The following is an 18,042-nucleotide window of genomic DNA, read 5'->3' as shown; positions in this document are numbered from 1 at the left end:
ATCCGGTTGGAGCGCGGGCCAAGCTGCGCTAGACCTAGCACCATGAAGCACGACACCATCCGCAAGGCCGAAACCATCCCGTTCACCTGGGACGACCCCTTTCTGCTCGACGAGCAGCTGACCGAAGAGGAGCGGCTGATCCAGCAAAGCGCGCGCGGTTTTGCGCAGGACGTGCTGCAACCGCGTGTCATCGACGCGTTTCGCGAGGAGATCGACGCGCCCGAACTGTTCCCGATGATGGGCGAAGCTGGCCTGCTCGGCGCAACCATATCGGAAGAATTCGGCGGCGCGGAGGCGAGCTATGTCGCCTATGGCCTGATCGCGCGTGAGGTCGAGCGGGTCGACAGCGGCTACCGGTCGATGATGTCGGTGCAAAGCTCGCTCGTCATCCACCCGATCAATACCTATGGCAGCGACGAACAGCGCCGCAAATATCTGCCCGGCCTCACCGCTGGCACGCTGATCGGCTGTTTCGGGCTGACCGAACCCGATGCCGGGTCCGACCCGGCGGGCATGAAGACGCGCGCGAAGAAGGTCGATGGCGGCTATGTGATCTCGGGTGCGAAGACCTGGATCTCGAACAGCCCGTTTGCCGATGTGTTCGTGATCTGGGCCAAGTCCGACGCGCATGGCGGCGCGATCCGCGGATTCATTTTGGAAAAGGGCATGAAGGGCCTCAACGCCCCCAAGATCAAGGGCAAGCTCAGCTTGCGCGCGTCCACCACCGGCATGATCCAGATGGACGAGGTCGAGGTCGGCGAAGACGCGCTGCTGCCGAATGTCGAGGGGCTCAAGGGTCCGTTCGGCTGCCTTAACCGTGCGCGCTACGGCATCAGCTGGGGCGCGATGGGCGCGGCGGAATTCTGCTGGCACGCCGCGCGGCAATATGGTCTCGACCGCGTACAGTTCGGCAAGCCGCTCGCCGCGACGCAGCTGTTCCAGAAGAAGTTGGCCGACATGCAGACCGAGATTGCGCTCGGCCTGCAGGCGAGCTTGCGCGTCGGGCGGCTGATGGACGAGGGCCGGTTCGCGCCCGAGATGATCTCGATCGTCAAGCGCAACAATTGCGGCAAGGCGCTCGACATCGCCCGCATGGCGCGCGACATGCACGGCGGCAACGGCATCAGCGAAGAATATCAGGTGATGCGGCACATGGTGAACCTGGAAACGGTTAATACCTACGAGGGCGCGCATGATGTTCACGCGCTTATCCTGGGCCGCGCACAGACCGGAATTCAGGCGTTTTTCTGAACGACCATGGTTCATCCCGTTGGTAACGGAGCATTAACTCGAACCATTTAGCTTTCGGCCTTGGCCAGGGAGCGGTGCAATCAGCGTTGATGGGCGGGTATATTCATGACTTCGGGTCCACCGGCCATGAGGGCTGGGGCGATCCTGACCTTGCCGACGTGGCAAGCAGCCGCATGGATCGGCCCGACACCTTGCGCCTGTTGCGCAGCCTTGATCGTGCGGGCATCGGCGTGTTCGAATGCGATCTCAGGACGGAGAGCCTGATCTGGACGCGCAGCCTTTACGACATATTCGGCGTCCCCCTTAAAGGCGATGTCCATCGCAGCGAGATCATAAAGCTCTACGATCCGGAGTCACGCGATGCGCTGGAGAGGGTGCGCTCGCGCGCGATCGAACGGTCGGGCAGCTTCGCGCTCGACGCTCGCATTACGCAGTCTGGCGGCGAGGAGCGCTGGATCCAGATCACGGCCCAGGTGGAATGCGTTGCCGGACGCCCCGTCAGACTGACTGGCACCAAGCAGGATATCACCCGCCAGCGCGCCGAGCAGGAGCGCCTGCGCGCCTCGGCCGAGACCGATTGCCTTACCGGCCTTGCCAATCGTGCAGTGTTCCAGACCCGCTTTTTGGATGCGAGCGTCGCGGCCCCCTTCTTCCGTCCGCTGGGCGCGCTGATCCTGTTCGATGTCGATGGTTTCAAGGCGATCAATGACCGCTACGGCCATCTGGCGGGCGACGCCTGTCTGGTGCAGTTCGGCAAGCGCCTTTCCCAGGCCTTTTTCGATTCCCTGATGGTGGCGCGAGTGGGTGGCGACGAATTTGCCGTACTGCTTCCCAGCAACCGCCACCTGCCACGGATCGCCCGGCGCGCGAAGGAAGCGATCAATTTGCTGAGGACGCCGATCGTCTGGAACGGACATCTGCTCGAAGTGAGCGCAAGCTACGGCATCGCGATCGCCGAAAACGCGATCGCCTATGATGCCGAAGCGATGTTCCTGCGCGCCGACCGGGCGCTGTATACTGCAAAGCGCGGGCGACCGAACGCTTAACTGCGCAAACCGGCCAGTTCGTCGAGCCCGGCCATGATGTTGAGATTCTGCACCGCAGCCCCGCTCGCGCCCTTGCCCAGATTGTCGAGCATCGCAACCAGCCGCACCTGCGATCCATCGGCGCTGGGCAGCACGTAAAGCGACAGCCGGTCGGTGGCAGGATCATTCTCGCTCACGAGAAGCTCGCCCGGCACCGCATCGATCGGCGCGACAGTGACCAGCGGCTCGCCTGCATAATGGTCCGCGAGCGCGGCGTGCAAGGTACGCGCATCGGCAAAACCCAGCTCCGGATCGAGGAACAGCGGCACATCAACCAGCATGCCGCGGAAGGCGCGGACGACCGCGGGCGCAAAGATCGGCGCGCGGCTGAGCCCTGCATGCACCTGCATCTCGGGCAGATGCTTGTGCTCCAACCCCAGCGCATAAGCGCGAAAGCCGATTTCGGGCGCGTCGACCTGCATCCGCTGGATCAGATCCTTGCCGCCGCCCGAATAGCCGCTCACCGCGTTGACGATGAAGCCATGATCGGCGGGCAGCAGGTCCTCGGCGACCAGCGGCGCGACCAGCGCCAGGAAACCGGTCGGGTAGCAGCCAGGATTGCTCACCAGCCGGGCGCTGGCAATCGCCTCGCGCTGGCCCTTGCGCAGCTCGGCAAAGCCATAGGTCCAGCCATCGGCGACGCGGTGCGCGCTCGAGGCATCGATGAAGCGCGTGTCCGCCCCCTCGCCCAGCGCCACCGCCTCGCGTGCAGCGGCATCGGGCAGGCACAGGATGACGAAATCGGCGTCCTGGATGGCAGCAGCGCGCGCGGACACGCTCTTGCGATCGGCATCGCTGAGCGTGATCAGGCGGAATTCGTCGCGCCCCGCCATGCGCTCGGCAATCTCCAGGCCGGTGGTTCCAGCAGCGCCATCGATGAACAGTTTGAGCATCAGCCGATCCTCTTGCGCGCCAGAACCGGCTGCGGCGTGGTTTCGGGGAAGCGGGCGATCACATCGGCCAGCGGCTCTGCCACCACCTGCATCCAGAAGGCATTGGCGTGCACCAGCGTCTCTGCATCCGCCATGATCCCGACATGGCCGGGAAAGAAGACCAGATCGCCGCGCGCCAGCGGCTCGTCATCGCCGAGCGCGCGGCCGAGCGCCGCCATCTGCTGGTCGCTGTCGCGCGGGGCGGCATGGCCCGCGAGCATCAGCACCAGCTGCACCAGCCCCGAACAGTCGAGCGCATCGCCGCCGCGCCCGCCCCAGAGATAGGGCGCGCCGATCAGCTGCTGCGCGCGATCGACCGGATCGCAGGTCAGCGCATCTAGGCCGATCGCGTGGCGCACCGACATCCAGCCGGCCTCGACCTGCAGGAACTTCCCGCACTCGCTGGCGCCCAGCACTGCGACCCGCGCGCCCATCGGCAGGCTCGCCACCATCGGCCTCTTGATCAACGGTTCGGCAAAGACCAGCGCGCGGCGGACATGCACGACATGGGTCGGCTCGGCGGCGTCGCGGGTCAACGCGTCAAGCCGGACATAGCCGCAATAGCCGTCGTGAACGCCATAGCCCCACCCCCAGTCGCCCGCGCTGTCGAGCAGGGCGAAGCCTTCGCCCGGCTGCAACTGGCTGACCGCCTCGGCATCGGCGCTGCCCGCCTTGCGCAGCATCGCTGCGGCATGGCTCACGCGATGGAGCTGCGGCGCGACATAATGCGGCGCGAAGAACTTTCCGGCGAGCGCGATATCGGCCAGATCGCCGCGGATGGCCGTGACGCGCGGGTCGTAATCGGCGACCGGACCGCTCAGCACGAAGCGCTGCTGCCCCGCTGCGGGGGCGTCAGAGCTGTCCTGCAGCGCCGATCCGGCATCCACCGGCGATGCTTCCGCCGCAGAACGTGTCGAATGTGTCAATTACCCCAGTCCCTCAAGCCATGCCGCGTCATGATGATCTGTCCCTGCCGGTGCCGGGCACCGCGCAGCCGGGGCTGATAGCCCAGTTGTCGGCATTTGTCCAAGCCCCGTCATTGCGGGGCAGGTTTCGCGTCATAGCGGCTGCGCAGATAGTGCCAGCTGGCGCGCAGCCCCATCGCCTCGCCGCCCTTGGGCTGGCCGGGGCGCGGGGTCGGGCGCCAGGCATAGGTGTCGAAATGCGCCCAGGGCACGCCTTCGCCGACAAAGCGCTGGAGGAACAGGGCCGCCGTAATCGACCCGGCAAAGGACCCGCCCGTGTTGCCGATATCGGCAATGTCGCTGGCATACATGTCCTCGTATCCCGGCCAGAGCGGCAGCCTCCAGCAAGGGTCTCCCACCGCCGTGCCGCTGGACAGCAGTCCTTCGGCGAGCGGATCGCTGTTCGAGAACAGCGCAGGCAGGTCCGGCCCCACCGCGACGCGGGCAGCGCCAGTCAATGTCGCGAAATCGAGGATCAGGTCGGGCGTCGCCTCGCTCGCCTTGGCCAGGCAATCGCCCAGCACCAGCCGGCCTTCGGCATCGGTATTGCCGATCTCGACGGTGATGCCCTTGCGGCTCTTCAGCACGTCGCCGGGACGGAAGGCATTGCCCGCAATTGCGTTCTCGACTGCGCCGACCAGCATGTGCAGCCGCACCGGCAGCTTCATCCGCATGATCAGCTGCGCCAGCGCCAGCGCGTGCGCCGCGCCGCCCATGTCCTTCTTCATCAGCAGCATGCCCGAGGCCGGCTTGATGTCGAGCCCGCCGCTGTCGAAGCATACGCCCTTGCCGACGATCGCCACCCTGGGGTGATCGTCGCGGCCCCAGTGCAGCTCGATGAGGCGCGGGGCATGGCTGCGCGCCGCCGCACGCCCGACCGCATGGATCATCGGATAATGGGTTTCCAGCGCATCGCCGCGAGTCACGTCGAGCAGCGCGCCAAAGGTGCGGGCCAGCGTGGCGGCGGCCTCTTCGAGCGCAGCGGGGCCCATGTCCTCGGCAGGGGTGTTCACCAGATCGCGCACCCAGGCGGTCGCCTCGGCCTCCGCCAGCGCCGCATCTCGGCGCGCCGGATCGTTGGTCAGCAGCACGCGCGGCCCCTGCGGGCTGTCTTCCGGCTTCTTGTAGGCCGTGAACCGGTGCTGCGCGAGCGCCCAGCCGATCAGCGCATCGCCGGGCCGCACATCCCCTGCGAGACGATAATGCCCCGCGGCGAGCACTTCTGCGACCTTGGCGAGACACCATGGCCGCAGATTTGCGGCATCGGCCACGCCCAGCACCACCGCCCAGTCATCGGCGGAGTCGCCCGGAACCACGACCAGCTCGTGCGGACGCGCCGCAAAGCGCATGGCGGACAGGTGGTTGCGGATGCGCGGCGGCGCGGCGCTCAGCCAGTCGGCCAGCCCCGCCTTGTCGACAAGGTGGATGCTGCGCGCGCTCTGGCCAAGGTCCGGCTGGACGAGGGAGGACAAATCAATCATTGTCAGGTCTTACAGCAATTTGACGCGCAACTGCGAGAGAGAATCATGATCGTTCGAAAACCTGGCTCTCTGGCGCTCGCCGCGCTGGCCGCATTGATGCTGCCCGCGATGGCCGCCTGTGGCCAGGATGCGCCGGTGACCGAAAAGGCCAAGCCCGCCACATCAAAGGACAGTCAAGCGGCGGCCAAGCCGGTTGCGTTCGAGCGTGAGGCCGAAAAGTTCACGTACAGCTATGCTTATCCCGCTGAAGCCGCGGCGATTCCTGCGCTGGCCAAGCTGCTCGAGGAAGACCGTGTGCAGGGCCTGGCCGAGCTGGAAAGCGAAGCGGAGGAGGCGGAGAAGGACGCCAAGGCCAACGACTATCCCTATAACCCGCACATGCAGGGGACGAGCTGGTCCACCACCGGCAACACGCCGCCGCTGCTCGCAATGCTGGGCGAAATCAGCAGCTATTCGGGCGGGGCGCATGGCAATACCGGTTATGAGGTGCTGCTATGGGACAAGGCAGCAGGCAAGAGGCTCAAGCCCGAAGCGCTGTTCACCGACATGAACGCGGCGCTCGATCCGATGCGCACGCTCTATTGCGACGGTCTGAAGGCGGAAAGGCAGGTGCGGCGCGGCGAGTATATGTCGGCCGATCCCGAGGACATGTTCAACGTCTGCCCGCCCTTCAGCGACCTCGTCATCATACCGTCCGCTGTCGGACAGGACAGGTTCGACCGCATCCTGTTCGTTGCGGCGCCCTATGTGGCAGGTCCCTATGCCGAAGGCGTGTACGAGATCAGCGTCCCGGTAACCCGGCAGACGATCGCCAGCATCAAGCCCGAATATCGGGCGGCGTTCAGCGCGGCGGAATGAGCCCTATTCCGCCGCGATCGCGGTGGGTTCTTCCACTTGTACCGCCGCCTTGCGGAAGGCGAGCACGCCATCGTCCACCGCCTCTTCGCGCAGCACCTTGCGGTCGAACAGATAATCCTGGTTGAGCCGCCAGGGCATGCGGTCGCCCTGCTTGGGCAGGATATCGAGCGCGCGCTGGACATAGCCCGACGAGAAATCGAAGATCTGCTCCTCGTTCACCGCCCCATCGCTGCCCAGCACCGGCACTGCGATGTCGCTGTTGGTGGCCTGCATATGATTGAGCGTGCGGCAGACGAAATCGGCGACGATATCGACCTTGAGCGTCCACGAGGCGTTCAGATAGCCGAACACGATCGCCATGTTCGGTACGTCGCTGAACATGCAGCCCTTGTAGTAGAAATGCTGGGTGAAATCGAGCGGCTGACCATCGACCGAGAAGTCGACCTTGCCCGCCATCGCGAGCTTGAGGCCGGTCGCTGTGACGATCACGTCGGCATCGAGATGCTTGCCCGACTTGAGCTGGATGCCGGTGGGGGTGAAATGGTCGATATGGTCGGTGACGATATCCGCCTTGCCGTCGCGGATCGCCTTGAACATGTCGCCATCGGGCACCAGGCACAGGCGCTGTTCCCAGGGGCCGTAGGGCGGCTGGAAATCGGGCTCGTGCATCTTGCTGCCCATGATCTTGCGGATGCGCTTGAGCAGAAAGTCGCCGACCTTCTTGGGGTCCTTGCGCGCGCGGTTGAACGAGATCTGCTGCATCCGCACGTTCTTGAAGCGGATGATCCGGTACGCCCATTCGTCGGGCATGATCGCGCGCAGGCTGTTCGCCAGCCAGTCCTTGGCCGGGCGGCTCCAGTACCAGGTCGGCGTGCGCTGGAGCATCGTTACATGCTTCGCCCGGTCGGTCATCGACGGAACGATCGTCACCGCCGTCGCACCCGATCCGATCACGACGACGCGCTTGCCCGAATAGTCGAAGCCCTTGGGCCAGAATTGCGGATGGATGATCTGCCCGCCAAAGCTCTCGCGCCCGGCAAATTCGGGGTCATAGCCCTGGTCGTAATCGTAATAGCCGGTGCCCATGAACAGATAGCTGCAAGTCAGGTGCTGCACACCTTCCCCCTCGACCTCGGCGGCGATCGTCCAGCGCGCCTCGCTGCTCGACCAGCTCGCCGAGAGCACCTTGTGGCCGAGCCGGATGTAATCGTTCAGCCCGCGCTCGTCCTTGATCCGCTTCAAATAGCTCAGGATCGACGGGCCGTCGGCAATCGCCTTCTGCTCGCGCCAGGGTTCGAACTCGAAGCCCAGCGTATGCATGTCGCTGTCCGAGCGGATGCCGGGATATTGGAACAGGTTCCAGGTGCCGCCGATATCGCTGCGCCGCTCGAGGATCGCGAAGGTCCTGCCGGGGCATTTTTCCTTGAGATGCACCGCCATGCCGATGCCGGAAATTCCGGCGCCGATGATCAGCACATCGACATGCGACGCGGCTTTGAGGTCAGACGGCTTTTCATGCTTCATGGCGGGACTCTCCAGTCATGAGGCCGCTGTTGCGGCTCTATCGATCGAAAGGTTGCTTACATCGTTGTGAATTGCAACCCATATCGGACCGTCTCGGCCATATTTTGCGCTCAGGCGAGACGCCAGGCTCCGTCGATCCGCGCGATTACGCCGCCCTGCCCGCCTTCGCGCAGCGCCTCGGGCAGCAGAGCCTCTGGCAGGTCCTGATAGGCGACAGGACGCAGGAAACGGTCGATCGCGAGCGTGCCCACCGAGGTCGTGCGCCCGTCCGAGGTCGCGGGGTATGGCCCACCATGGTTGATCGCATGCCCGACCTCGACCCCGGTCGGCCAGCCATTGGCGAGGATGCGCCCGACCTTGCGCTCGAGCACCGGCAGCAGCGCGCGGGCAACGTCGGTATCCGCCTCGTCCATGTGCAGCGTCGCGGTGAGCTGGCCCTCGAGCCCGCGCAGCACTGCAAGCAGTTCGTGGCGGTCGGCGCAGCGCACGACGATCGACGAGGTGCCGAACACCTCGTGCTGCAATTCCACCTTGGCGAGCCAGTCCTTCGCCGCGACGCTGAACAATGCGGTGCGGCCTTCGTGCGGGCCGGTCGGGTGAACGCCGCGCGCGATCGTCTGCACCTCGGGCGTGGCGGCGAGCGCGGCGCTGCCCTTTTCATAGGCCGAGTGGATTCCGGCGGTGAGCATGGTCTGCGGCACCTGCGCCTCGACCAATGCGCCCGCCTCGGTGAGGAACGCGTCGAGCGCCGCGCCTTCCAGCGCGAGCGCCAGCCCAGGATTGGTGCAGAACTGGCCCGATCCCAAAGTGAGCGATCCGACATAGCCCGCCGCGAGCGCCTTGCCCCTGCTTGCCAGCGCGTGCGGCAGCAGGATGACCGGGTTGATCGCCGACATTTCGGCATAGACCGGGATCGGCTGCGGACGCGCGGCGGCGATCTTCATCAGCGCCTCGCCGCCGCTGCGCGATCCGGTAAAGCCCACCGCCTGGATGCGCGGGTCGGCGACCAGCGCGGCGCCGATGGCGTTACCGGTACCGGTGACCATGCTGAACACGCCGGCGGGCATGCCGGTCGCCGCAGCCGCGCGGGTAATCGCGCCTGCGACCAGCTCGGCGGTGCCGGGATGCGCGGGGTGCCCCTTGACCACCACCGGGCAGCCTGCGGCCAGCGCTGAGGCGGTGTCGCCGCCTGCGGTCGAGAAGGCGAGCGGGAAGTTGGACGCGCCGAACACCGCGACCGGCCCCAGCGGGATCATGCGCAGGCGCAGGTCGGGCTTGGGCGGGGTGCGCGCCGGGTCGGCATGGTCGATGCGCAGCTTGAGCCACTGGCCGTCGCGCACTTCGGCGGCGAACAGCCGCAGCTGGCCGCAGGTGCGCCCGCGCTCGCCGGTGAGGCGGGCGAGCGGCAGGCCCGATTCGGCGGCCGCGCGGGAGAGCAGGGCATCGCCCAAGCCTTCGATCTCGCTGGCAATGGCTTCCAGAAACGCCGCGCGGCGTTCCAGCGGCAGATCGGCATAGGAAACCGCAGCGTCTTCGGCGGCCGCGCAGGCATCGGCAATGTCGCGCTCATCGGAACTGAAAAAGCCGATATCGGTGATGCTCGCGCCCCTGGCCGGATCATAGGCGTGGAATATCTCGCCATGGCCGCGGCGTTCGCCCGCGATGAAATACTGGCCGGTCAGGGTCATTGGGTCAGATCTTCCTGTTCGATGGTCATATAGCCTGGCGGCAGTCCGCGCTCGGCCTTGGAGCGGGCCACCATCGCGCGGATATCCGCGCGCAATGCCTTGCCCTCGTAGAAAATGCCGTCCTTCACCGTCCACGCGATACCGCCGACGCGCTGCGCCTTGCCGGTCGCATCGTCGAGCTTGAGCGTGCCGGTGGCAAAGAGCAGCTTCAGGTTGGCGATGGGATTGCCCTTGACGATGACGAGGTCCGCCTTCTTGCCCGGCTCGATCGTGCCGATATCAGCATCATGGCCGAGCAGCCGCGCGCCCTGCTGCGTCGCCGCGTTGATCACCTCGAGCGGGCTGAACCCAGCCTCGCGCAGCAACTCCATCTCCTGGATATAGCCGAAGCCATAGGTGTTGTAGATATAGCCCGCGTCAGATCCGACGGTGACGCGCCCGCCGCGGTTCTTGTACTCGTTGACGAACGCCATCCACAGCCGGAAATTCTCCTTCCAGTCCATCTCCCGTTCGGTGGTCCAGTCGAACCAGTAGCTGCCGTGATTGATCCGGCTGGGGCGGTACCAGTCCCACAAGGCGGGCATGGTGTATTCGTTATGCCAGACCGCGCGGTTCATCCGCATCAGGTCACGGCTGGCAAGATAGGCGGTGAAGGTCGGATCGATGGTGAAGCCGCGTTTCAGCAGCGTTTCCATCACCTCGTTCCAGCGCTCCGAGCCGGGCTTCGCCGCCTGTTTCCACAGCCTGCCCGCCTCGCCGAAGCGCATCTGCTCGTCGGTATTGACGAAATCGCCGGGCCAGTCCTGCAGCTTGCGGTCGGTGAACAGTGCCTCGGGCAGCCCGTACCAGTGCTCCATCGATTCGAGGCCCGCCTCGCTGGTGCGCAGCACATTGGCATAGGCGACCACGCCCTGGGCATGGTGCATCGTCGAATGCATCCCCAGCTTCTTGGTCTCGTCGATCGCGGCGAGCAGCGCCGCCTCGCTGCCGCCGATGAACTTGATGCCGTCCGCGCCGCGCCTTTTGGCATCGCGGATCGCCGCGCGGCCCTGTTCTGCGGTGCGGATCGGCAGGCCGATCTGCTGGAACATCGGGTAGACATCGAGCCTGGGGCCAACAATCTCGTTGCGCGCCAGCCGGTTCTTGATCGCCACCTGCTGCTCGATCGACATTTCGGACGAGCCGACATTGCGCGCGGTGGTGATGCCATGCGCCAGCCAGAGCTTGAGCACATAGTCGCTCGGCACGCCCTGCCCATCGCTCAGCGTGTGCAGATGGACATGCGCATCGACAAAACCGGGCAACACATAGTGACCGGTCAGGTCATATTCCTTGTCGCCTTTGGGCGGCCTGCGCGCCTCCTCGATCGCGCCGGGTGCGCCGATGCTGGCGATCTGCACGATCCGGTCGTTCTCGATGACGATGTCGACCGGTCCCTGTGCGGGCGCGCCGGTGCCGTCGACATAGATCGCGTTGCGCAACACGGTGCGCGGCCAGGGCCCCTCGCCCAGCGTCCGCGCCGGGATGGGATCGGCGACCTCCCGCTTTTCCGCCTGGCCGAGCGATTGCGCCGAAACGCTGCCCGCCAGCGCGAGCGCCGACAGGCTCGCCAGCAAAATCCGACCGATCCGCATGTCCGTTCCCCTGTTGCGGGCCTTGCTCGGCCCGTTTTGATTACGCCCCGGCGTTCTGATCCTGCAGCGCCTGGCTGCGCGAGCGGCTGTAGAGGAAGTAGAAGGCAAGGCCCGCCACGTTCCACAGCGCAAAGCGCACCAGCGTCTGCGACGGCAGGCTGGCGAGCAGATAGAGGCAGCCAAGGATCGCCAGAGTACCCACCAGATAGGGCTGCGGGCACTTGAACACGCGCTTCAATTCGGGCGCGCGCTTGCGCAGCACCATGAGGCACCCGCCCACCGCGATGAACGCGAGCAGCGTCCCCGCATTGGCGAGTTCGGCAATCTCGTCGAGCCGGAAGAAGCCGGCGACAGCGGCGACGAACACGCCGGTAATTCCGGTCACCAGCACCGGCGCGCCGGTCTTGGGCGAGACGCGCGACAGCGCCTGCGGCAGCAGGCCATCGCGCGCCATCACGAAGAAGATGCGGCTCTGGCCGTACATCATCACCAGGATCACCGAAGGCAGCGCGATCAGCGCGGCGAGCGCGACCAGATAGGAGGCGGTCGGATGGCCAAGCGTGCGCAGAACCAGCGCGAGCGGCTCGGGCGAATTGCCGAGCGTGAGGTACGACATCGCCCCGACGGCGGAGAGCGCCACCGCCATGTAGATCAGCGTGCACACCGCCATTGACCCGACAATGCCGATGGTAAGGTCACGCCCCGGGTTGCGCGCTTCCTCGGCCGAGGTCGCCACCGCATCGAAGCCGTAAAAGGCGAAGAACACGATCGCAGCAGCCGCCATCACCCCGCGGGTCGACCCGTCCTGCACGGTGCTGCCGAAGCCATAGGGCATGAACGGCGTGAAGTTCGCGCTGTCGAACGCGGGCAGCGCCAGCGCGACAAAGGCGGTGAGCGCGGTCAGCTTGATGATGACGAGGATGATGTTGAGCGTCGCGCTCTCGCGCGTGCCAGCCATCAGCATACCCGCAATCGCCAGCGACACGATGACCGCAGGCAGATTGATGATACCGCCTGCATGCGGTCCCGACAGCAGCATGGCGGGCAGTTCGACGCCAGCCGATTGCAACCAGCCGACCAGATAGCCCGACCAGCCGACCGCGACGGTCGAGCAGGCAAGCGAATATTCGAGGATCAGGCTCCACCCGACCACCCAGGCCAATGTCTCGCCAACCACCGAATAGGTATAGGTATAGGCGGAACCGGCGGTCGGGATCATCGTCGCGAGCTCGGCATAGGCGAGCGCGGCGCAGGCGCAGACCGCCCCTGCAATCGCGAAGGCCAGGATCACCGCAGGCCCGGCGCGCTCGGCGCCCACCCCGGTCAGCGTGTAGATGCCGGTGCCGACGATCGCCCCGACGCCCAGCGCGATCAGGTGCGGCCAGGACAATGTCGGTTTCAACCGGCTGCCCTCAGGGGCGTCGGCCGCCTGCACTATCGGTTTGATCGGCCCTAAAATCCCCATCCGTCGCGTCCCTTTATGATTATGCGCGCGGGCGATCAGCCCGGCGGTCCCTTGGAATCGGTTTGCAGCTGCAGCCTGAGGTCATCGAGCGTCTTGCCGATATGCACCACGGTCAGCGCCGCGATCTTGCGTTCGTCGCGCGCCAGCCACGCCTGCAGCATATCGCGATGCTCCTCGTTGGCGCGCTCGTTGCGGCCGAGCGGCTCGAGATGCTTGCGCACATAGCGTTCCGACAGCACGTGCAGCCGTTCGAGAATGGTGAAGGTCACCGGGCGCCCGGCGGGGCGGAGCAGCGCAAGGTGAAATGCCCGGTTGAACGCGCCGACGCCTTCGCCTCCCGAATCGGTGAGGCTGTCGAGCTGATCGAGCAGATCGGACGCCGCCTGCTGCTCGGCCGTTCCGGCCAGCCTGGCAGCAATGGCGATCGTTTCGGGCTCGAGTTTGAGCCGCAGCGCATAGACCTCTTCGGCCTCGGTGGCGGTCAGCGGTCGCACGGTGAAGCCGCGATTGGCCTGCGAGGCGAGCAGCCCTTCCTGCTCCAGCCGCGCCAGCGCCTCGCGCAGCGGAATCTTGCTTACCCCCATTTCGGCCGCAAGCGCGTCCTGGCGGATCGGGCGATCGGGCGCGACGGTTCCGTTCAGAATGCGGGCGCGAACCTGGTCGACCAGCTGTTCGGAAAGGTTGCGCGCGGCGATGCTCATAAGCCTCTCATATCACAGAGAAGCCATCCCAAAAGGGGTCTTTGTCGTCGATCCAGATGGTATTGAAACCCGTCGCGATCGCCGAACCCTGGATCGAGGGAATGATCGCGGGTCGTCCACCGATCTCGATCGCCTCTTCCACCCGGCCGACGAAGCGGCTGCCGATATAGCTTTCGTGCACGAAGCGCTCGCCGACCTGGAGCCTGCCCTTGTGCGCGAGATGCGCCAGCCGTGCCGAGGTGCCGGTGCCGCAGGGCGAACGGTCGATCGCGCGCTCGCCATAGAAGACCGCGTTGCGCCCGTCCGCGCCCTCGCCCTTGGGCTTGTCGGCCCAGAGCACATGGCTCACGCTCCTGATCCGGTCGTCGAGCGGGTGCACCGGCTCGATCTTTTCGCGCAGCATCGCGCGGATCGTGCGCGCATGCTCGATCAGCCGCGCCGCGCCCAGATCGTCCAGGCCCGTGTAGTTCCCCTGCGGCTCTACGATCGCATAGAAATTGCCGCCATAGGCGATGTCGATGCTGAGCGGCCCCAGGCCCGGCACGTCGATCTCGACGCCTTCGGCTGCGACGAACGAGGGCACGTTGCGGATGCGCACCCAGGCCACCTTGTCGCCATCGCGCTCATATTCGATTTGGATGTCGCCTGCGGGCACCTCGACCTTGAGCAGGCCGGGCGTCTGCGGCTGGATCAGCCCGTGCTCCAGACCGAAGGTGATCATCCCGATCGTGCCGTGCCCGCACATCGGCAGGCAGCCCGAGGTCTCGATGAACAATATGCCGACATCGTTCTCGGGCCGGGTGGGCGGATAGAGGAACCCGCCCGACATCATGTCATGCCCGCGCGGCTCGAAGCACAGCCCGGTGCGGATCCAGTCGAACCGCTCGATGAAGTCCATCCGCCGCTCGGCCATCGAGGACCCGCGCACCAGCGGCGCGCCGCCTGCAACCAGACGGACGGGATTGCCCGCGGTATGGCCGTCGATGCAGAAAAACGTGTGCTTCATGCGCGATCAGGCAGCCGCCGCGACATCGGGCACGGGCCGGGTCGCGGCGCATTGCTCGACCCAGGCGATGACGTCGGCGCGGCGCTGGCCGGTCAGCGACAGGCGCGGCATGCGCACGCGTTCCGATCCGCGCCCCATGATCTGTTCGGCGAGCTTGATCGACTGGACCAGGTCGTGCTCGGCATCGAGGTGAAGCAGCGGCATGAACCAGCGATAGATGCGCAGCGCCTCGGCATAATCGCCGCGCCGCTGCGCCGCGACCAGAGCGACCGATTCGCGCGGGAAGGCGCTGGTCAGGCCCGAGACCCAGCCCGATGCGCCCAGCATCAGCCCTTCGAGCGCGACATCGTCGAGGCCTGCCATCACCGTATAGCGATCACCGAAGCGGTTGATCAGGTCGGTGAAGCGGCGCGGATCGGGCGCGCTTTCCTTGATCGCGACGATATTGGGCACGTTCTCGAGCCGGGCGAGCGTGTCGAAATCGACATTGACGCGATAGGCGGGCGGATTGTTGTAGAGCATGATCGGCAGGCTGGTCGCCTCGGCCACCGCGCGGAAATGCGCCTCCAGCTCTTCGACCCGGGGCACATAAACCATGCACGGCAGCAGCATCAGCGCATCGATGCCGATCGCCTCGGCCGACCGAGCATATTCGATGGCCCGCTTCGTGGTGAATTCGGAAACGCCCGCGACCAGCGGCACCCGGCCGCCGACCGCCTCGACCGCGCCCTTGAGCACGGCGAGCTTCTCGTCAGATTCAAGTGAATTGTTCTCGCCGCAGGTGCCCAGGATGATCAACCCGTCGACGCCATCATCGACCAGCGCCGATTGCACCTTTTGCGTCGCGTCATGATCGATCGCGAGGGTTTCGGTGAACTGGGTGGTGGCGGCGGGATACACTCCCTGCCAAAGCGTCTTGTGAGCCGTCATTGTCGCGGAAATCCCCTGTTGCGATAAAATCGTATACGATTATAGGATGGGACCTGCAAGATGAAAAACAGCAGCCATCCTTCGCGCGCGACCGCTCTCGTCATTGGCGGAGGCCTTGTCGGCCTCTGTGCGGCGCTGCAGCTGCAGCGCGCGGGCTGCATCGTGACAGTGTTGGAGCCGCAAGAAAAGCCGCAAGGTGCATCCTGGGGCAATGCCGGGCATATCGCGGTCGAGCAGGTCCAACCGCTCGCCTCGCTGGCGACGATCCGCAGCGCCTGGGGCAGGATGCATCCGCGCGGCGCCTTGGGGCTTCCCGCAGCACAGATCGGCACCTGGGGTCCCTTTGCGCTGCGCCTGATGCGCGCCAGCACGCCAGCGCGCTTCGCGGCGGGCACGGCGGCACTCTCCGCGCTCCTTGCCGAGGCGATGCCCGCCTGGAAGCGAACGAGCTGGATCATCGGCGCGGCGCACCTGTTGCGCGAGGACGGCCATTTCGTCGCCTGGGAGAGCGCGGCGTCCGCGGCGCGAGGCCGCGCCTTCTGGACCGGAACCGATATCGGCACCGCCAGCGTGCGCGATGCGAGCGCGGACGAACTGGCCGCGATTCGCGACCTGGCGCGCGGAGCGCAGATAGCCGGCGCGGTGCGCTTTGCAGGCTCGGGGCAGATGACCGATCTCGTCGCGCTCGCCGATGCGCTGCGCGCTGCGCTGGCCGCGGACGGGGGCGCGATCCGGCATGGGCAGGCCGAAGGCATCGCGCTGGAGGGCGACCAGGCGATTGTCCGGCTGGGCGCCGAGACGCTGCGCGCCGACCAGATCGTGCTCTGCGCCGGGGCCGCATCCGCCGAGCTTTTGCAGCCGATGGGCGCGCGCATCCCGCTGATCGCCGAGCGCGGCTATCACATCCAGTCGCCGACAAGCCGCTGGCCGCAGGACATGCCCCCGGTGGCGTTCGAGGACCGCTCGATGATCGTCACCCGCTTTGCAGGTGGCCTGCGTGCGGCGAGCTTTGTCGAGTTCGCCGCGCGCGCCGCGCCGCCCGATCCGACCAAATGGGCCAAGCTGCGTGCCCATGTCATCGAGCTTGGCCTGCCCTTCGACCTGCCCGGCAAGCCCTGGATGGGGGCGCGCCCGACCCTGCCCGACTATCTGCCCGCGATCGGCCGCAGCGCCCGCGCGCGCAATCTGCTATACGCTTTCGGGCACCAGCATCTGGGACTGACGCTCGCGGCGATCACCGGGGAGCTGGTTGCTGCGCTGGCAACGGGCAAGCCCAGTCCCATCGATCTGGCGCCCTTCGACCCGGCGCGCTTTGGAGGAACGACATGAAAGGCATTGGCGGATCGACCGCAACCGAGCAGCTGGCCGGGCTTGGGCCATGGCAGGACATCGCCCCGCCGATCACGCGCGAGGAACGGCTGGCACGGATCGAGAAGGCGCGCAAGCTGACCCGCGATTCCGGGGCGGACGCGCTGATCGTCGGCGCAGGCACGAGCCTGCGCTATTTCGCGGGCGTCTCCTGGGGCGGGACCGAGCGGCTGGTAGCGCTGCTGATCCCGGTCAGCGGCGATCCCATCATGATCGCGCCCTATTTCGAACTGGGATCGCTTCAGGCCGAACTGGCGATCGAGGTCGAGATCCGCCTCTGGCAGGAGGACGAATCGCCGACCGCGCTGGTCGCCGACGCCTGCCTCGCCTGGAATGTCACCACGCTCGCGATCGACCCGGCATTGCCCTTTCTGTTCGTCGACCGGATCGCGAAATCCGCACCCGGCGTCACGCTGACCAGCGGTGCGCCTGCGATCGATGGCTGCCGCATGCACAAGTCGCCTGCCGAGATCGCGTTGATGCAACAGGCCAAGTCGATGACGCTCGAGGCGCATCGCCGCGCCGCGCTGATCCTGCGCGAAGGCATCAAGGCCAGCGAGGTGATCCGCTTCATCGGGGACGCGCACCGCGCGATGGGCGGACCGGGCAGTACCTTCTGCATGGTGCAGTTCGGGCGCGGATCGGCCTTTCCGCACGGCCTGCCAGGCGATCCCGAGCTACACGAAGGCGACATGGTACTGATCGACACCGGGACCACCGTCCACGGCTATCATTCGGACATCACGCGCAGCTATGTCTTCGGCACGCCGAATGACGAGCAGCGCCGCATCTGGGATCTGGAACATGCCGCGCAGGCCGCCGCCTTCGACGCTGCCCAGCCCGGCGCGCCGTGCGAGAGCGTCGACGCCGCCGCGCGCCGCGTACTCGAGGCCGCAGGGCTCGGCCCCGACTATGCGCTACCCGGCCTGCCGCATCGTACCGGCCACGGCATCGGCCTTTCGATCCACGAACCCGCCTATCTGGTCCGCGGCGACACCACGCCGCTTGGCCCAGGCATGTGCTTTTCCAACGAGCCGATGATCGTCATCCCCGACCGTTTCGGCATCAGGCTGGAGGACCATTTCTACATGACCGACGACGGGCCGCGCTGGTTCACCGAGCCGCAACCCGCGATCGACGCGCCGTTCGGTTGA

The 18,042-nt window shown here is 66.3% G+C and carries 15 protein-coding genes; 5 read left to right on the top strand and 10 right to left on the bottom strand.

Features of this window, described 5'->3' with window-relative positions:
• The first annotated feature begins 42 nt into the window (after positions 1–42).
• Both FG486_RS09125 and FG486_RS09120 read left to right on the top strand, forming a co-directional pair.
• Positions 43–1,251, top strand: a complete 1,209-nt coding sequence (locus FG486_RS09125; protein WP_181267301.1) for an acyl-CoA dehydrogenase — start codon at positions 43–45, stop codon at positions 1,249–1,251.
• A gap of 89 nt (positions 1,252–1,340) precedes the next feature.
• Positions 1,341–2,297, top strand: coding sequence for a sensor domain-containing diguanylate cyclase (locus FG486_RS09120; protein WP_181267300.1), 957 nt, complete (start codon positions 1,341–1,343; stop codon positions 2,295–2,297).
• Here the strand turns inward: FG486_RS09120 and argC are convergent.
• The 3 genes from argC to FG486_RS09105 form a co-directional block, all read right to left on the bottom strand.
• Positions 2,294–3,229, bottom strand: coding sequence for an N-acetyl-gamma-glutamyl-phosphate reductase (gene argC / locus FG486_RS09115; protein WP_422125048.1), 936 nt, complete (start codon positions 3,227–3,229; stop codon positions 2,294–2,296). The two genes, FG486_RS09120 and argC, sit on opposite strands and share 4 nt — an antisense overlap.
• Positions 3,229–4,194, bottom strand: coding sequence for a C40 family peptidase (locus FG486_RS09110; RefSeq protein ID WP_181267299.1), 966 nt, complete (start codon positions 4,192–4,194; stop codon positions 3,229–3,231). Before FG486_RS09110 ends, argC begins: the two co-directional genes overlap by 1 nt.
• 110 nt (positions 4,195–4,304) lie before the next feature.
• Complete coding sequence (locus tag FG486_RS09105; protein ID WP_181267298.1) at positions 4,305–5,714, bottom strand: leucyl aminopeptidase family protein; 1,410 nt, start codon at positions 5,712–5,714, stop codon at positions 4,305–4,307.
• Positions 5,715–5,759: 45 nt separating this feature from the next.
• On the opposite strand from FG486_RS09105, the gene FG486_RS09100 reads away from it, so the two are divergent.
• Entirely contained in the window at positions 5,760–6,572 is an 813-nt protein-coding gene (locus FG486_RS09100) for a PdaC/SigV domain-containing protein (protein WP_181267297.1), read from the top strand.
• Positions 6,573–6,575: 3 nt separating this feature from the next.
• On the opposite strand, the gene FG486_RS09095 is transcribed toward FG486_RS09100, so the two are convergent.
• The 7 genes from FG486_RS09095 to FG486_RS09065 all read right to left on the bottom strand — a co-directional run bounded on the left by FG486_RS09095 (position 6,576) and on the right by FG486_RS09065 (position 15,520).
• Positions 6,576–8,096, bottom strand: a complete 1,521-nt coding sequence (locus FG486_RS09095) for a flavin-containing monooxygenase (RefSeq protein WP_181267296.1) — start codon at positions 8,094–8,096, stop codon at positions 6,576–6,578.
• Positions 8,097–8,206: 110 nt separating this feature from the next.
• Positions 8,207–9,784, bottom strand: coding sequence for an aldehyde dehydrogenase (NADP(+)) (locus FG486_RS09090; RefSeq protein WP_181267295.1), 1,578 nt, complete (start codon positions 9,782–9,784; stop codon positions 8,207–8,209).
• The gene (locus FG486_RS09085; RefSeq protein ID WP_181267294.1) at positions 9,781–11,418 is read right to left on the bottom strand and encodes an amidohydrolase family protein; all 1,638 of its coding nucleotides are present in this window, start codon (positions 11,416–11,418) and stop codon (positions 9,781–9,783) included. Before FG486_RS09085 ends, FG486_RS09090 begins: the two co-directional genes overlap by 4 nt.
• 40 nt (positions 11,419–11,458) lie before the next feature.
• Entirely contained in the window at positions 11,459–12,883 is a 1,425-nt protein-coding gene (locus FG486_RS09080) for an amino acid permease (protein WP_066284754.1), read from the bottom strand.
• Positions 12,884–12,918: 35 nt separating this feature from the next.
• Positions 12,919–13,584, bottom strand: coding sequence for a GntR family transcriptional regulator (locus FG486_RS09075; RefSeq protein ID WP_066284752.1), 666 nt, complete (start codon positions 13,582–13,584; stop codon positions 12,919–12,921).
• 7 nt (positions 13,585–13,591) lie between these two features.
• A complete protein-coding gene (locus tag FG486_RS09070) occupies positions 13,592–14,590 on the bottom strand; it encodes a 4-hydroxyproline epimerase (protein WP_181267293.1) in 999 nt (332 codons plus the stop codon).
• A 6-nt stretch (positions 14,591–14,596) separates the two neighbouring features.
• Entirely contained in the window at positions 14,597–15,520 is a 924-nt protein-coding gene (locus tag FG486_RS09065; protein ID WP_181267292.1) for a dihydrodipicolinate synthase family protein, read from the bottom strand.
• Between the two features lie 60 nt (positions 15,521–15,580).
• Between FG486_RS09065 and FG486_RS09060 the strand changes: the two genes are divergently transcribed.
• Positions 15,581–16,849, top strand: coding sequence for an NAD(P)/FAD-dependent oxidoreductase (locus FG486_RS09060; protein ID WP_181267291.1), 1,269 nt, complete (start codon positions 15,581–15,583; stop codon positions 16,847–16,849).
• The gene (locus tag FG486_RS09055) at positions 16,846–18,042 is read left to right on the top strand and encodes a M24 family metallopeptidase (protein WP_181267290.1); all 1,197 of its coding nucleotides are present in this window, start codon (positions 16,846–16,848) and stop codon (positions 18,040–18,042) included. The genes FG486_RS09060 and FG486_RS09055 overlap by 4 nt, the downstream gene beginning before the upstream one ends.

The sequence above is a fragment of the Blastomonas ursincola genome, from assembly GCF_013607875.1.
In the GTDB taxonomy this organism is placed as follows: Bacteria; Pseudomonadota; Alphaproteobacteria; order Sphingomonadales; family Sphingomonadaceae; genus Blastomonas; species Blastomonas ursincola.
Note: the sequence above shows the minus strand (reverse complement) of the source record. Positions and strands in the feature narration are given on the sequence as shown.

What these genes read in the sequence shown, in the direction of transcription:
- FG486_RS09125 (WP_181267301.1), top strand. Translation starts at nt 43, where the DNA reads ATGAAGCACGACACCATCCGCAAGGCCGAAACCATCCCGTTCACCTGG.
- FG486_RS09120 (WP_181267300.1), top strand. Translation starts at nt 1,341, where the DNA reads ATGGGCGGGTATATTCATGACTTCGGGTCCACCGGCCATGAGGGCTGG.
- argC (WP_422125048.1), bottom strand. Translation starts at nt 3,229, where the DNA reads ATGCTCAAACTGTTCATCGATGGCGCTGCTGGAACCACCGGCCTGGAG.
- FG486_RS09105 (WP_181267298.1), bottom strand. Translation starts at nt 5,714, where the DNA reads ATGATTGATTTGTCCTCCCTCGTCCAGCCGGACCTTGGCCAGAGCGCG.
- FG486_RS09100 (WP_181267297.1), top strand. Translation starts at nt 5,760, where the DNA reads ATGATCGTTCGAAAACCTGGCTCTCTGGCGCTCGCCGCGCTGGCCGCA.
- FG486_RS09095 (WP_181267296.1), bottom strand. Translation starts at nt 8,096, where the DNA reads ATGAAGCATGAAAAGCCGTCTGACCTCAAAGCCGCGTCGCATGTCGAT.
- FG486_RS09090 (WP_181267295.1), bottom strand. Translation starts at nt 9,784, where the DNA reads ATGACCCTGACCGGCCAGTATTTCATCGCGGGCGAACGCCGCGGCCAT.
- FG486_RS09085 (WP_181267294.1), bottom strand. Translation starts at nt 11,418, where the DNA reads ATGCGGATCGGTCGGATTTTGCTGGCGAGCCTGTCGGCGCTCGCGCTG.
- FG486_RS09080 (WP_066284754.1), bottom strand. Translation starts at nt 12,883, where the DNA reads ATGGGGATTTTAGGGCCGATCAAACCGATAGTGCAGGCGGCCGACGCC.
- FG486_RS09075 (WP_066284752.1), bottom strand. Translation starts at nt 13,584, where the DNA reads ATGAGCATCGCCGCGCGCAACCTTTCCGAACAGCTGGTCGACCAGGTT.
- FG486_RS09070 (WP_181267293.1), bottom strand. Translation starts at nt 14,590, where the DNA reads ATGAAGCACACGTTTTTCTGCATCGACGGCCATACCGCGGGCAATCCC.
- FG486_RS09065 (WP_181267292.1), bottom strand. Translation starts at nt 15,520, where the DNA reads ATGACGGCTCACAAGACGCTTTGGCAGGGAGTGTATCCCGCCGCCACC.
- FG486_RS09060 (WP_181267291.1), top strand. Translation starts at nt 15,581, where the DNA reads ATGAAAAACAGCAGCCATCCTTCGCGCGCGACCGCTCTCGTCATTGGC.
- FG486_RS09055 (WP_181267290.1), top strand. Translation starts at nt 16,846, where the DNA reads ATGAAAGGCATTGGCGGATCGACCGCAACCGAGCAGCTGGCCGGGCTT.